Origin of the sequence: Rhizobacter sp. OV335, from assembly GCF_900142965.1 — a bacterium.
Lineage (GTDB): Bacteria > Pseudomonadota > Gammaproteobacteria > Burkholderiales > Burkholderiaceae_C > Rhizobacter.
Map to the genome: position 1 here is coordinate 1 of NZ_FRCQ01000001.1, position 14111 is coordinate 14111.

The following is a 14111-nucleotide window of genomic DNA, read 5'->3' on the forward strand; positions in this document are numbered from 1 at the left end:
CAACAGATTGGTTTCGGCAGGCGGCGAAAGCGGCGGACGAAAAAAATCAAGCAAGTTGTTGAAGTCGAGCAAAAAGGTGCTACAGTCTAAGGCTGCGCTGAACGAGATAGATCGAACAGCAAAGCAAGACGGCGAAGCCGGTTTGCAGCTCTTTAAAAATTAACAGCCGATAAGTGTGGGCGTTAGAAGGCGAGTGCCGAAGAGTCGCAAGACTCGAGGTCTCATGGACCTTAAACGCTCATAGAAGTGAAGTTCACTTCAATTCTTTGAGTAATTTATCAAGATCGAACTGAAGAGTTTGATCCTGGCTCAGATTGAACGCTGGCGGCATGCCTTACACATGCAAGTCGAACGGCAGCACGGGAGCAATCCTGGTGGCGAGTGGCGAACGGGTGAGTAATATATCGGAACGTGCCCAGTTGTGGGGGATAGCCCGGCGAAAGCCGGATTAATACCGCATACGACCTGAGGGTGAAAGCGGGGGATCGCAAGACCTCGCGCAATTGGAGCGGCCGATATCAGATTAGCTAGTTGGTGGGGTAAAAGCCTACCAAGGCGACGATCTGTAGCTGGTCTGAGAGGACGACCAGCCACACTGGGACTGAGACACGGCCCAGACTCCTACGGGAGGCAGCAGTGGGGAATTTTGGACAATGGGCGCAAGCCTGATCCAGCCATGCCGCGTGCGGGAAGAAGGCCTTCGGGTTGTAAACCGCTTTTGTCAGGGAAGAAACGGTCTGAACTAATACTTTGGACTAATGACGGTACCTGAAGAATAAGCACCGGCTAACTACGTGCCAGCAGCCGCGGTAATACGTAGGGTGCAAGCGTTAATCGGAATTACTGGGCGTAAAGCGTGCGCAGGCGGCTATGCAAGACAGATGTGAAATCCCCGGGCTCAACCTGGGAACTGCATTTGTGACTGCATGGCTAGAGTACGGTAGAGGGGGATGGAATTCCGCGTGTAGCAGTGAAATGCGTAGATATGCGGAGGAACACCGATGGCGAAGGCAATCCCCTGGACCTGTACTGACGCTCATGCACGAAAGCGTGGGGAGCAAACAGGATTAGATACCCTGGTAGTCCACGCCCTAAACGATGTCAACTGGTTGTTGGACGGCTTGCTGTTCAGTAACGAAGCTAACGCGTGAAGTTGACCGCCTGGGGAGTACGGCCGCAAGGTTGAAACTCAAAGGAATTGACGGGGACCCGCACAAGCGGTGGATGATGTGGTTTAATTCGATGCAACGCGAAAAACCTTACCTACCCTTGACATGTCTAGAAGTTACCAGAGATGGTTTCGTGCTCGAAAGAGAGCTAGAACACAGGTGCTGCATGGCCGTCGTCAGCTCGTGTCGTGAGATGTTGGGTTAAGTCCCGCAACGAGCGCAACCCTTATCATTAGTTGCTACGCAAGGGCACTCTAATGAGACTGCCGGTGACAAACCGGAGGAAGGTGGGGATGACGTCAGGTCATCATGGCCCTTATGGGTAGGGCTACACACGTCATACAATGGCCGGTACAGAGGGCTGCCAACCCGCGAGGGGGAGCTAATCTCAGAAAACCGGTCGTAGTCCGGATCGCAGTCTGCAACTCGACTGCGTGAAGTCGGAATCGCTAGTAATCGCGGATCAGCTTGCCGCGGTGAATACGTTCCCGGGTCTTGTACACACCGCCCGTCACACCATGGGAGCGGGTTCTGCCAGAAGTAGTTAGCCTAACCGCAAGGGGGGCGATTACCACGGCAGGGTTCGTGACTGGGGTGAAGTCGTAACAAGGTAGCCGTATCGGAAGGTGCGGCTGGATCACCTCCTTTCTGGAAAAAATGGTGCTCAATTTTTAGCGCCCACGCTTATCGGCTGTTGTGACAACAGTTCAAGAGAACGGTTCAATCCGGAACAAGGGTCTGTAGCTCAGCTGGTTAGAGCACCGTCTTGATAAGGCGGGGGTCGTTGGTTCGAGCCCAACTAGACCCACCAACTTCCATCGGGGGATTAGCTCAGCTGGGAGAGCACCTGCTTTGCAAGCAGGGGGTCGTCGGTTCGATCCCGTCATCCTCCACCAATGTACCAACGTCTTTGAAGAAGGCGTTCTCTTGAAGAAGAAGAAATCGTCGCTGACGCAAGCAGCTTGGTGTTCCCGCCAGGCTGTTTTCGTCAGCGGTTCGAAAGAATCGGCTGTTGCTCTTTAACAATTTGTAGAGTCGAAAATCAGCGTTGTCGGCGGAAAGCAGACCGAAAGGGATGCACCGTGCCGCCGATGACGAACTTGATTGCGTCAACAGATATTCAACTTGAGTTGATCGAGAAATCGATTGAAGCGAGTTTTGAAGAACGGCATAACGCGAAATACTCAAACAGTCATTGACCGATGCTCACCGCGTGTGGGCGTCAAAGTTATAGGGTCAAGTGACTAAGTGCATGTGGTGGATGCCTTGGCGATTACAGGCGACGAAGGACGTGATAGCCTGCGATAAGCTTCGGGGAGCTGGCAAATTAGCTTTGATCCGGAGATTTCCGAATGGGGAAACCCGACCGTAAGGTCATCGCATACTGAATACATAGGTATGCGAGGCGAACCGGGTGAACTGAAACATCTCAGTAGCTCGAGGAAAAGACATCAACCGAGATTCCGAAAGTAGTGGCGAGCGAAATCGGAAGAGCCTGCACGTTTTAGCATCTTGCATATCAGAACGGAATGGAAAGTCCGGCCATAGCGGGTGATAGCCCCGTATGAAAAATGTAGGGTGTGGAACTAGGCGTGCGACAAGTAGGGCGGGACACGTGTAATCCTGTCTGAATATGGGGGGACCATCCTCCAAGGCTAAATACTCGTAATCGACCGATAGTGAACTAGTACCGTGAGGGAAAGGCGAAAAGAACCCCGGGAGGGGAGTGAAATAGATCCTGAAACCGCATGCATACAAACAGTCGGAGCCCGCAAGGGTGACGGCGTACCTTTTGTATAATGGGTCAGCGACTTACATTCAGTGGCAAGGTTAACCGAATAGGGAAGCCGTAGAGAAATCGAGTCCGAATAGGGCGTTCAGTCGCTGGGTGTAGACCCGAAACCAAGTGATCTATCCATGGCCAGGATGAAGGTGAGGTAACACTTACTGGAGGTCCGAACCGACTAGTGTTGCAAAACTAGCGGATGAGCTGTGGATAGGGGTGAAAGGCTAAACAAACTTGGAAATAGCTGGTTCTCTCCGAAAACTATTTAGGTAGTGCCTCAAGTATTACCGTCGGGGGTAGAGCACTGTTATGGCTAGGGGGTCATGGCGACTTACCAAACCATTGCAAACTCCGAATACCGATGAGTACAGCTTGGGAGACAGTGCACCGGGTGCTAACGTCCGGACACAAGAGGGAAACAACCCAGACCGCCAGCTAAGGTCCCCAAAATTGGCTAAGTGGGAAACGAAGTGGGAAGGCTAAAACAGTCAGGATGTTGGCTTAGAAGCAGCCATCATTTAAAGAAAGCGTAATAGCTCACTGATCGAGTCGTCCTGCGCGGAAGATGTAACGGGGCTAAGCCAGTTACCGAAGCTGCGGATTTGCTAGCAATAGCAAGTGGTAGGAGAGCGTTCTGTAAGCCTGTGAAGGTGGCTTGTGAAGGCTGCTGGAGGTATCAGAAGTGCGAATGCTGACATGAGTAGCGTTAAAGGGGGTGAAAAGCCCCCTCGCCGAAAGCGCAAGGTTTCCTACGCAACGTTCATCGGCGTAGGGTGAGTCGGCCCCTAAGGCGAGGCAGAGATGCGTAGCTGATGGGAAACAGGTCAATATTCCTGTACCGATATGTAGTGCGATGTGGGGACGGAGAAGGTTAGCTCAGCCGGGTGTTGGATGTCCCGGTTCAAGCGTGTAGTCGTGCTGCCTAGGCAAATCCGGGCAGCTTAGATGAGGCGTGATAACGAGGCGGCTTGCCGCTGAAGTGAGTGATACCCTGCTTCCAGGAAAAGCCACTAAGCTCCAGCTACATACGACCGTACCGCAAACCGACACTGGTGCGCGAGATGAGTATTCTAAGGCGCTTGAGAGAACTCTGGAGAAGGAACTCGGCAAATTGACACCGTAACTTCGGAAGAAGGTGTGCCTTTAGTAGGTGAACCATTTACTTGGGGAGCCCAATGAGGCCGCAGAGAATCGGTGGCTGCGACTGTTTATTAAAAACACAGCACTCTGCAAAGACGAAAGTCGACGTATAGGGTGTGACGCCTGCCCGGTGCTGGAAGATTAAATGATGGGGTGCAAGCTCTTGACTGAAGTCCCAGTAAACGGCGGCCGTAACTATAACGGTCCTAAGGTAGCGAAATTCCTTGTCGGGTAAGTTCCGACCTGCACGAATGGCGTAACGATGGCCACACTGTCTCCTCCAGAGACTCAGCGAAGTTGAAATGTTTGTGATGATGCAATCTCCCCGCGGAAAGACGGAAAGACCCCATGAACCTTTACTGTAGCTTTACATTGGACTTTGAACAGATCTGTGTAGGATAGGTGGGAGGCTTTGAAGCGGTGCCGCTAGGTGTCGTGGAGCCAACGTTGAAATACCACCCTGGTGTGTTTGAGGTTCTAACCTTGGCCCGTTATCCGGGTTGGGGACAGTGTATGGTGGGCAGTTTGACTGGGGCGGTCTCCTCCCAAAGCGTAACGGAGGAGTTCGAAGGTACGCTAGGCACGGTCGGAAATCGTGCTGATAGTGCATTGGCATAAGCGTGCTTGACTGCGAGACTGACAAGTCGAGCAGGTACGAAAGTAGGACAAAGTGATCCGGTGGTTCTGTATGGAAGGGCCATCGCTCAACGGATAAAAGGTACTCTGGGGATAACAGGCTGATACCGCCCAAGAGTTCATATCGACGGCGGTGTTTGGCACCTCGATGTCGGCTCATCTCATCCTGGGGCTGTAGCCGGTCCCAAGGGTATGGCTGTTCGCCATTTAAAGAGGTACGTGAGCTGGGTTTAAAACGTCGTGAGACAGTTTGGTCCCTATCTTCCGTGGGCGCTGCAAGATTGAGAGAGCCTGCTCCTAGTACGAGAGGACCGGAGTGGACGCACCTCTGGTGTATCGGTTGTCACGCCAGTGGCATCGCCGAGTAGCTATGTGCGGAAGAGATAACCGCTGAAAGCATCTAAGCGGGAAACTCGTCTCAAGATGAGTCTTGCCGGGGCCTTGAGCCCCCTGAAGAGTCGTTCGAGACCAGGACGTTGATAGGCTGGGTGTGGAAGCGCAGTAATGCGTTAAGCTAACCAGTACTAATTGCTCGTGAGGCTTGACCCTATAACTTTGATCCAACGATCAAAGCTGTCTGAGGACAAGCGTTGTGCAGTTCTTCCAACGAATATCCTTGGACGCAATCAAGTTCACCGGTCGAAAGACCACCGCTGATTCCGCTTGCGTGGTTCAATTCCACGAAGCTTCGACTCTACCAATTGGTCGCAAAGCACCCCACAGGTGCTCGGCGGCAACAAGTTAAGCCTGATGACCATAGCGAGGTGGTCCCACTCCTTCCCATCCCGAACAGGACAGTGAAACGCCTCAGCGCCGATGATAGTGCGGGTTCCCGTGTGAAAGTAGGACATCGTCAGGCTATTAATAAAGCCAACCCCCGTCTCCTCCCAAGGTGACGGGGGTTTCGCTTTTGGGGCCCGAGATTCGAGCCGACGATTCAGGCAGCCCTCAGCTCCCGGCGCAGTATCTTCCCGACGTTGGATTTGGGCAGGTCATCGCGAAACTCGATGTACCTCGGGCGCTTGTACGCCGTGAAGTTCTCGCGGCAATAGGCCGCCAGGTCATCCTCAGTCAGTGTCGAATCTCGCCTGACCACGAAGAGCTTCACTGCCTCGCCCGACTTCGGATCCGCCACGCCCACGGCGGCACATTCCAGCACCGCGGGATGCTGGCTCACCACCTGCTCGATCTCGGTCGGGTAGACGTTGAAGCCGGACACCAGAATCATGTCCTTCTTCCGATCGACGATGCGCACATGGCCTCGCTCGTCCATGACGCCGATGTCTCCCGAGCGGAAAAAGTCATCGTCCGTCATCACCAAGCGCGTCTCGTCCGGGCGATTCCAGTACCCCGCCATCACCTGAGGGCCCCGGATGCAGATCTCCCCGGACTGCCCCAGCGGGACGGCGTTGCCCGCATCGTCGCGGATCGCGATCTCCGTCGATGGCACCGGCAGCCCGATCGATCCGGTGAACGCCGGCTCATCGAAGCGATTGATCGTCGCGACCGGCGAGGTCTCCGACAACCCATAGCCCTCGACGATCGGACAGCCGGTCACACGCTGCCACTGCTCTGCGGTCGCGCGCTGCACCGCCATGCCGCCGCCATTCGAGATCACCAGGTCGGTGAAATCCAGTCGCCTGAACTCCGCGTCGTTCGCCAGCGCATTGAACAGCGTGTTCACCGCCGGGAACATGTTGATGCGCTGACGCTTCAGCACCTTCACGAAGCCCGGGATGTCACGCGGATTCGGAATCAGCACGTTGAGCATGCCGAGCCGCGCCCCGAGCATGTAGCAGGCCGTCAGCGCGAAGATGTGATACAGCGGCAGCGCGCACACCGTGACGATCTGCTTGTCTCCCACCTTGTCGAGCATCGGCTGGAACCACGCCTGCGCTTGCAGGATGTTCGCGACCACGTTGCGATGCAGCAGCACGGCGCCCTTCGAGAGCCCCGTCGTCCCGCCGGTGTACTGCAGGAACGCGACGTCCTCCGGCCCGAGCTCCACATGGCGCAGCGACAGTCGCGTGCCGTCGGCCAGCGCCCTGTTGAACCAGGTGACCGACCCACCGGCCGGCGCGCGCAGATCGAACTCCGGCACCATCTTCCGCACGTGCCGCACGACGAAGTTCACGAGCTGCCCTTTCGCGAAGCCGAGCAGGTCGCCCACCGACGCCAGCACCACATGCCGAATCGGCGTGCGGTCGAGCACCTGCACCAGCGTGTGCGCGAAGTTCTCGAGCACGATGATGGCCTCGGCGCCTGAATCGCTCAGCTGGTGCTCCAGTTCGCGCGCGGTGTAAAGCGGATTGACGTTCACCACGGTGTAGCCCGCTCGCAGCACCGCCGCAATGGCCACCGGGTACTGCAGCACGTTCGGCATCATCAGCGCGACACGCGCACCGCGTGCCAACCGGAGTGACTGCAACCACGCGCCCAGCGACGACGACATCTCGTCGACCTCGCGGAAGGTCAGCCGTCGTTCCATGCACACCGCCGCATCTCGTGCGGCATGGCGCCGAAACGACTCGTCGAGCAGCTCGACCAGCGAGCGGTAGGCCGACGCGTCGATCTCCGCCGGAACGCCAGGGGGATAGTGGTCGAGCCAAGGTCGTTGCATCGATGCGGCGCTCGTGGGCATGGGGACCCCGCATGTTGCGGGCCGCCCGCGCGGCGCGGCTACGGTAGTTGTCCTAACGCAACCGTGTGTGCCGCTGTCCCGTGCGTGACAGCGTCGGTCGCGAAGAGGGCCTGCATCAACGCCAGCTCGCGTGACCGAACGGTCCGCAGGAACTCCGACGCGCCGCCCATCGCGTGGAAGGTGTCGAAGCCCGACTCCAGGAACGACTGCAAGGACGACAACCCCGCCGCGCGGGCCGGCACGCGCATCATGCGCAGGCTGTGCCGCAGCAGCAGCCGCCGCGTGAGCTGGTCGAGCGACTCGCCGATCTTCACCGTCAAGCCCAGTTGACGCTCCCGGTCCGCCTGCCGTCCGCAGGACTGCCAGGCCGACAGGTACTCGGCCGCTCCCACCGGCGCGTCGGCCACGGCCTCGCCCATGTCGCTGTCGAGTGATTCCGACAAGGCATGCAGCGCCGCCAGGGCTTCCACCGTCGACAGCACGTCACTCGGAAAGAGCCGTGTCAACGCCGGCACGACCCGTGCGAACTGTGCATCGCGCTCGGCGAAGTCGCGCGGGCCGTACAGCTCGTCGAGAAAGAACTGCGCCACGCCCCGGTAGCGCGGCGACGCCAGCAAGTCCGCATAGGTGTGTGCGAAGCGCCGCTGCTGGTACGCCTTCACGGCCGTCACGCGGGCCTGCAGCGAGCGATCGCGGGCGCGGCGGGTCCGCTCGGAGTCCACCGCCGACAGGTGCTGAAGGATGTTGTCGCTGATGGCGGCCATGGCAGGGGCTCGTTGCTCGTTGCGGGTTTACGAGAGGTCGGGCTAGTCCCTTGCCTCTACGGTGGCTGCGCCGAATGATGCAACACTGCGCGCGCATTCCGCCAACCCCATGCAAAGACGCAAGCTCCTCCAGATCGGCGCGGCCGCTTCGCTCACGCTGATCGCGGTGGGCGGTGGCTTGGTGTTGATGCGCCCCGGCGTCCCCGCCGCCGAGCTGAGCGCCGACAGCCGCGCGCTGTTCACCGCCGTTGCGCAGGCCGTGCTCGACGGTGCGTTGCCGTCGGGCGCAGCACGCTCCGCCGCATTGGCGGCCCACATCGAACGCGTCCAGCTGACCATCCGCGGCTTCGCACCCGAGGTGCAGAAGGAACTCGCGCAGCTGCTCGGCATCCTGTGCACAGCGCCAGGCCGTCGGCTGCTCGCCGGACTCGCGACGCCATGGGACACCGCCACCGTCGACGAGGTGCAGCAGTCCCTGCAGGCGATGCGGACCTCGCGCCTCGCGACGCGCCAGCAGGTCTATCACGCGCTGCGCGACATCACCAACGGCGCCTACTTCTCGGACCCGGCGGCATGGCCGGCCATCGGCTACCCGGGCCCGCGCGAACTCTGATGAGCACCTTCGACGATCCGATCCAGCAAGGACTCCAGCGCGGCTGGCGCGTCCTCGGCGGCCCGCATGGTCCCGTGCCACCGATCCTGCTCTGCGACGTCGCGATCATCGGCAGCGGCGCCGGTGCCGGCATCACTGCCGAGCTGCTGACGAAGGCTGGCCTGCAGGTGGTGATCGTCGAAGAAGGTCCGCTGAAGAGCAGCCGCGACTTCCGCCAGCGCGAGAGCGACGCCTATCCGAGCCTCTACCAGGAGAGCGCGGCGCGCAAGACTGCCGACAAGGCGATCAACATCCTGCAGGGTCGCTGCGTCGGCGGCTCGACCACGGTGAACTGGACCAGCTCGTTCCGCACACCGGTCGACACGCTGGCGCACTGGCGCTCGGAGTTCGGCCTCGCCGAGATGAGCACCGCCGCGATGACGCCCTGGTTCGAGCAGGCCGAGCGCCGTCTCAACATCGGCCCGTGGCTCGCGGCGCCGAACCAGAACAACGAACTGCTGCGCACCGGTGCCGCCAAGCTCGGCATCCCGGCCTCGGCGATCCAGCGCAACGTGAAGGGCTGCTGGAACCTCGGTTCCTGCGGCATGGGCTGCCCGACGAACGCCAAGCAGTCGATGCTGGTGACGACCCTGCCTGCCGCGCTCGATGGCGGCGCCACGCTGCTGGTGCAGATGCGCGCCGAGCGCCTCGAGTCGCGCGAGGGACTCGTGCAGGCGTTGCACTGCGTGCCGGTCGCGGACAACAGCGCGGCCACCGGCGCAGCCGGCGTGCGCATCACCGCGAAGCACTACGTCGTCGCCGGTGGCGCGATCAACTCGCCGGCGCTGCTGCTGCGCTCCGGCGCGCCCGACCCGCATGGGCTGGTCGGCAAGCGCACCTTCCTGCACCCGGTCGTGATCTCGGCGGCGACCTTCGCCGACCCGGTGAACGGCTGGGACGGCGCGCCGCAGACCCTCTACACCGACCACTTCCTGCAGACGCAGCCGTTGACCGGGCCGATCGGCTACAAGCTCGAAGCGCCGCCGCTGCACCCTGTGATCTTCGCGTCGACGCTGGCCGGCCACGGCCGCGCGCAGGCGCAGATGCTGGCCGGGTTCCCGCGCACGCACAGCCTGCTGGCGCTGATGCGCGACGGCTTCCATGAGCAGTCCCCGGGCGGCTCGGTCGCATTGCGCGGCGATGGCTCGCCGGTGCTCGACTACCCGTTGAACGACTTCGTGATGGACGGGGCACGCCGCGCCTTCCTCAGCATGGCCGAGATCCAGTTCGCCGCCGGCGCGCGCAGTGTCGTGCCGGTGCACGAGATGGCCGCGCCGGTCGCGTCGTGGGCCGAGGCGCGTCGGCTGATCGAGGCCTTGCCGATGAAGCCGCTGCTGACGCGCGTCGTCAGCGCCCACGTGATGGGCGGCTGCCCGATGGCCGGCAGCGAAGCGCAAGGCGTGGTCCGCCCGGACGGCACGCACTGGCAGCTCGCGAACCTGTCGGTGCACGATGGCTCGCTGTTCCCGACCAGCATCGGCGCGAACCCGCAGCTCTCGGTCTACGGCCTCACCGCCATGCTCGCGACACGCCTGGCCAAGCGCCTGACCGGCAAGGACGTCCAGCTGGCCTGAGCACCTGCGCTGCTAGCATCGGCCGCATGCTCGCGCGACTGCAACGCTTCATCACCCTCGGACTCCTCGCCGCCGCGCTGCTCTGGGCCGCGTGGTTCATCCACATCGATCGCCCCGGCTGGGCGGCGGCTGGCGCACTGCTGATCATCTTCGGCTACGCGATCTTCCTCGGCCTCGAGTTCGTGTTCCTGTACTTCGTGCACGGCGATGATCCGACGCCGCGCGCCACGGTGCCCCAGCTGCTGCACGCCTGGATCGGCGAGGTGCTGACGGCGCCGCAGGTGTTCTGCTGGCGGCAGCCGTTCCGCTCGACCCTTGTGCCCGACCACGTCCCCGCGGCGTCCACCCAACGCGGCGTCGTGCTGGTCCACGGCTTCGTCTGCAACCGCGGCCTGTGGAATCCGTGGATGCAACGGCTGATGCCGCGCGGCACGCCGTTCATCGCGGTCAACCTCGAACCGGTGTTCGGCTCGATCAGCCACTACGCCGACATCATCGAATCGGCCGTCGCACGGCTCGAGGCGGCCACCGGCCGCGCGCCGTTGCTGGTCGGCCACAGCATGGGCGGCCTCGCGATCCGCGCCTGGGCCGCGGCGCACGGCGGCGAGGCGCGCGCCCACCGCATCATCACGATCGGCAGCCCGCACCGCGGCACCTGGCTCGGGCGTTTCTCGACGACGGCCAACGGGCACGAGATGCGTCTCGCCAGTCCGTGGCAGGTCGCGCTGGGCGCGCGCGAATCGGCGACGCTGTCGCAGCGCTTCATCTGCTTCTACAGCCACTGCGACAACATCGTGTTCCCGGCCAGCACCGCGACGTTGCCGGGCGCCGACAACCGGCACGTGCCGGGCGTCGCGCACGTCGACCTGGTCAACCAGCCGGTGGTGTTCGAGGCACTGCTGGCCGCGCTGTGATCAGAGCCCGAGCACGCGGTCGCCGGGCAGCGTCGCTTCGGCCGCCACTTCGTCGCGCTGCGACACCGCCTCGTACAGCGGCGTGAAGTCCGGCGCGGTCGCGCGGAACAGCTGTTCGAACGAATCGATCACGAAGTACGTCGCCTGGTAGCTGTCGATCTTGTAGCGCGTGCGCATGATGCGCTCCAGGTCGAACGCCAGGCGCTGCGGCTGCGGGCTGGTCACGCTGTGGCGCAGTTCGCCGGCCGACGACAGGATGCCGGCGCCGTACGCGCGCAGGCCGGCCGGCGTCGCGATCAGCCCGAACTCCACCGTGTACCAATAGAGCCGCGCGAGGTACTCGCACGACTGCAGCCGGCTCGCCTTCAGGCCGCCCGCGCCATAGGCCTGCATGTAGTCGGCGAACATCGGGTTGAACAGCAGCGGCACATGGCCGAAGAGGTCGTGGAAAACATCCGGTTCGACCACGTAGTCGAACTCCTCCGGCTTGCGGATCCAGCCGGTCACCGGAAAGCGGCGCGCGGCGAGCAGCGCGAAGAACGCTTCCTCGGGAATCAGGCCCGGCACCGCGACCACCTCCCAGCCGGTCGCGCGGTGCAGGCGCTGCGACAAGGCATCGAAGCGCGGGATCTGCGTCGGCGTGCCGAGCTGCCCGACCGCGTCGATGAACTCCTCGCAGGCCAGGCCGGGCAGCTGCGCCGCCTGGCGTTCGTACAGCCGCTGGTACAGCGCGTGGTCCTCGGCCGTGTAGCGGCCCCAGTCCTGCTCGCAGGTGTAGTCGGCGCGCGCCGAGGCATAGTCGCCGCGGGGCGGGCGATCGCCCTGGCCATAGGTTGCTGGCGCGACGCCGCTGTTCACGCCCTTGGTGACACCGCCAACGCCGCCGCCATCGTTCACCGCAGCCATTTGTCGGCCGTCCGCTGGTACTCGCCGCCGGCCTTCGCCAAGTGCAGCCACTGGTCGACGAAGCTCTTCATCACCATGTCCCGCGGCAGCATCCACGCCATCTCGCCGTACTGCAGCGGGCGCTCCGGGTTGACCGCGCACAGGCCGGGTCGCAGCTTATGCTGCACCAGCGTCTCGGCCGCCTCGGTCACGAACACGTCGGCGCGCCTGGCCAGCAACTCGTCGAAGATCGTCAGGTTGTCGGCATGGATCGTCAGCGTCGCGGCCTTGAAGTTGGCACGCGCGAAGCGCTCGTTGCTGCCGCCCGGGTTCGCGATCGCACGCACGCCGGGCTTGTCGATGTCGGCCACGCTTTGGTACTTCGGCACATCCTCGCAGCGCACCAGCGGCGTCTTGCCGTTGACCATGTAGGGCGTGCTGAAGAACACCCGCTTCTGGCGCTCGGTGCTGACCGAGATGCCGCCGATCGCGACATCGCACTTGCCGGCGCCGAAGTCGGGCAGCAGGTTGGCCCAGCTCGTCTTCACCAGCTCGAGCTTGACGCCCATCGCCGCGGCCAGCGATTGCGCCAGGTCGACGTCCAGCCCCTCGAACGCACCGTCGGCGCGCTGGAAGCTGAACGGCTTGTAGTCGCCCGGCGTGCAGGCCCGCAGCACGCCGGCCTTCATCACCGCATCGAGCGACGAGTCCTGGGCCTGGGCCGACGCGCCGACGGCCAGCGCCGTGAGCACGATACCGATGAACGAACGCACGAGCGTCATGCCGCCGCCTCGGGCTCGGCCTTCAGCACGCCACGGCGCACCTGGTCGAGCTCGATGCTCTCGAACAGCGCGCGGAAGTTGCCTTCGCCGAAGCCCTGGTCGCCCTTGCGCTGGATGATCTCGAAGAAGATCGGCCCGATTACCGTCTGCGTGAAGATCTGCAGCAGCAGCTCGTTCGGCGCGCCCTGGTGCGTCGCGCCGTCGATCAGGATGCGCAGGCGCTTCAGGTCTTCGAGGCGCTCGCCGTGCTGCGGCAGGCGCTTGTCGACCAGGTCGTAGTAGGTCGCGATGGTGTCCTGGAACGCGACGCCCTGGCCCTTCATGCCCTCGACCGAGGCGTAGATGTCGTCGGTGCCGAGCGCGATGTGCTGGATGCCTTCGCCGTGGTACAGGTCCAGGTACTCGGCGATCTGGCTCTTGTCGTCCGAGCTCTCGTTGATCGGGATGCGGATCTTGCCGCAGGGGCTCGTCATCGCCTTGCTCTTCAGGCCGGTCAGCTTGCCTTCGATGTCGAAGTAGCGCACCTCGCGGAAATTGAACAGCCGCTCGTAGAAGTCGGCCCATTCCTTCATGCGGCCGCGGTGCACGTTGTGCGTCAGGTGGTCGATGTAGGTCAGGCCGTTGCCGACCGGCGACGCGTTGGCGCCGGGGATCGGCACGAAGTCGACGTCGTAGATGCTGATGTTGCCGATCGCGCCGGTGGCTGCGCCGTCCTTGCCGTGCCAGCGGTCGACGAAGTAGATCAGCGAGTCGCCGATGCCCTTGATCGCCGGGATGTTCAGCTCCATCGGGCCGGTCTGGTTGTCGAAGCCCCAGGCGCCGAGTTCCAGCGCGCGCTCATAAGCCTTGGCGGCGTCCTTCACGCGGAAGGCCATCGCGCAGACGCTCGGGCCGTGGTGGCGCGCGAAGCGCTGGGCGAATGAATTCGGCTCGGCGTTGATGATGAAGTTGACGTCGCCCTGGCGGTACAGCGTGACGTTCTTGTGGCGGTGCCGCGCGATCGCGGTGAAGCCCATCGATTCGAACAGCTGGCCGAGCGCGACGGGGTCCGGCGCCGCGTACTCGACGAACTCGAACCCGTCGGTGCCCATCGGGTTGTCCCAGGGGGTGAACTGCATGGCGCGCTCCTGAAAATGCAAAGTTGCCTGCACTGTAGATTCGTCCGCTT

The 14111-nt window shown here is 62.2% G+C and carries 8 protein-coding genes, 2 tRNA genes and 3 rRNA genes; 8 read left to right on the forward strand and 5 right to left on the reverse strand.

Features of this window, described 5'->3' with window-relative positions:
- Nucleotides 1–286: 286 nt before the first annotated feature.
- From BUE42_RS00005 to rrf, 5 genes are all read left to right on the forward strand, one after another.
- Nucleotides 287–1817: ribosomal RNA gene (locus tag BUE42_RS00005) — 16S ribosomal RNA — on the forward strand.
- An 86-nt stretch (nucleotides 1818–1903) separates the two neighbouring features.
- Nucleotides 1904–1980 (forward strand) — tRNA-Ile (locus BUE42_RS00010).
- A 9-nt stretch (nucleotides 1981–1989) separates the two neighbouring features.
- Nucleotides 1990–2065, forward strand: a tRNA-Ala gene (locus BUE42_RS00015).
- Between the two features lie 338 nt (nucleotides 2066–2403).
- Nucleotides 2404–5280 (forward strand): 23S ribosomal RNA (locus tag BUE42_RS00020).
- A gap of 197 nt (nucleotides 5281–5477) precedes the next feature.
- A 5S ribosomal RNA gene (rrf, locus tag BUE42_RS00025) occupies nucleotides 5478–5590 on the forward strand.
- The 16S, 23S and 5S rRNA genes sit together here with 2 tRNA genes alongside, the layout of an rRNA operon.
- 78 nt (nucleotides 5591–5668) lie before the next feature.
- Here the strand turns inward: rrf and BUE42_RS00030 are convergent.
- Together BUE42_RS00030 and BUE42_RS00035 are read right to left on the reverse strand one after the other, a co-directional pair.
- The gene (locus tag BUE42_RS00030) at nucleotides 5669–7351 is read right to left on the reverse strand and encodes a long-chain-fatty-acid--CoA ligase (protein WP_073462060.1); all 1683 of its coding nucleotides are present in this window, start codon (nucleotides 7349–7351) and stop codon (nucleotides 5669–5671) included.
- Nucleotides 7352–7410: 59 nt separating this feature from the next.
- On the reverse strand, nucleotides 7411–8136 hold the full coding sequence (locus BUE42_RS00035) for a DUF8198 family protein (RefSeq protein WP_073462061.1): 726 nt from the start codon (nucleotides 8134–8136) through the stop codon (nucleotides 7411–7413).
- A 109-nt stretch (nucleotides 8137–8245) separates the two neighbouring features.
- On the opposite strand from BUE42_RS00035, the gene BUE42_RS00040 reads away from it, so the two are divergent.
- From BUE42_RS00040 to BUE42_RS00050, 3 genes are read left to right on the forward strand one after another with little or no spacing between them, the layout of a single operon-like run.
- Nucleotides 8246–8749, forward strand: coding sequence for a hypothetical protein (locus BUE42_RS00040; protein ID WP_073462062.1), 504 nt, complete (start codon nucleotides 8246–8248; stop codon nucleotides 8747–8749).
- Entirely contained in the window at nucleotides 8749–10362 is a 1614-nt protein-coding gene (locus BUE42_RS00045; RefSeq protein WP_073462063.1) for a GMC family oxidoreductase, read from the forward strand. Before BUE42_RS00040 ends, BUE42_RS00045 begins: the two co-directional genes overlap by 1 nt.
- A gap of 26 nt (nucleotides 10363–10388) precedes the next feature.
- On the forward strand, nucleotides 10389–11276 hold the full coding sequence (locus tag BUE42_RS00050; protein ID WP_073462064.1) for an esterase/lipase family protein: 888 nt from the start codon (nucleotides 10389–10391) through the stop codon (nucleotides 11274–11276).
- Here BUE42_RS00050 and phhA read toward each other — a convergent pair whose 3' ends face one another.
- Genes phhA through hppD form a run of 3 tightly spaced genes read right to left on the reverse strand, consistent with a single transcriptional unit; the run spans nucleotide 11277 to nucleotide 14061 of the window.
- Nucleotides 11277–12182: a phenylalanine 4-monooxygenase gene (gene phhA / locus BUE42_RS00055; RefSeq protein WP_073462065.1), complete on the reverse strand. Its 906-nt coding sequence runs from the start codon at nucleotides 12180–12182 to the stop codon at nucleotides 11277–11279.
- A complete protein-coding gene (locus BUE42_RS00060) occupies nucleotides 12170–12943 on the reverse strand; it encodes a transporter substrate-binding domain-containing protein (RefSeq protein WP_073462066.1) in 774 nt (257 codons plus the stop codon). Before BUE42_RS00060 ends, phhA begins: the two co-directional genes overlap by 13 nt.
- Nucleotides 12940–14061 carry a 4-hydroxyphenylpyruvate dioxygenase gene (gene hppD / locus BUE42_RS00065; RefSeq protein ID WP_073462067.1) on the reverse strand — a complete coding sequence of 374 codons (1122 nt, stop codon included), beginning with the start codon at nucleotides 14059–14061 and terminating at the stop codon, nucleotides 12940–12942. Before hppD ends, BUE42_RS00060 begins: the two co-directional genes overlap by 4 nt.
- Between the last annotated feature and the right edge of the window lie 50 nt (nucleotides 14062–14111).

What these genes read in the sequence shown, in the direction of transcription:
- BUE42_RS00030 (WP_073462060.1), bottom strand. Translation starts at nt 7,351, where the DNA reads ATGCAACGACCTTGGCTCGACCACTATCCCCCTGGCGTTCCGGCGGAG.
- BUE42_RS00035 (WP_073462061.1), bottom strand. Translation starts at nt 8,136, where the DNA reads ATGGCCGCCATCAGCGACAACATCCTTCAGCACCTGTCGGCGGTGGAC.
- BUE42_RS00040 (WP_073462062.1), top strand. Translation starts at nt 8,246, where the DNA reads ATGCAAAGACGCAAGCTCCTCCAGATCGGCGCGGCCGCTTCGCTCACG.
- BUE42_RS00045 (WP_073462063.1), top strand. Translation starts at nt 8,749, where the DNA reads ATGAGCACCTTCGACGATCCGATCCAGCAAGGACTCCAGCGCGGCTGG.
- BUE42_RS00050 (WP_073462064.1), top strand. Translation starts at nt 10,389, where the DNA reads ATGCTCGCGCGACTGCAACGCTTCATCACCCTCGGACTCCTCGCCGCC.
- phhA (WP_073462065.1), bottom strand. Translation starts at nt 12,182, where the DNA reads ATGGCTGCGGTGAACGATGGCGGCGGCGTTGGCGGTGTCACCAAGGGC.
- BUE42_RS00060 (WP_073462066.1), bottom strand. Translation starts at nt 12,943, where the DNA reads ATGACGCTCGTGCGTTCGTTCATCGGTATCGTGCTCACGGCGCTGGCC.
- hppD (WP_073462067.1), bottom strand. Translation starts at nt 14,061, where the DNA reads ATGCAGTTCACCCCCTGGGACAACCCGATGGGCACCGACGGGTTCGAG.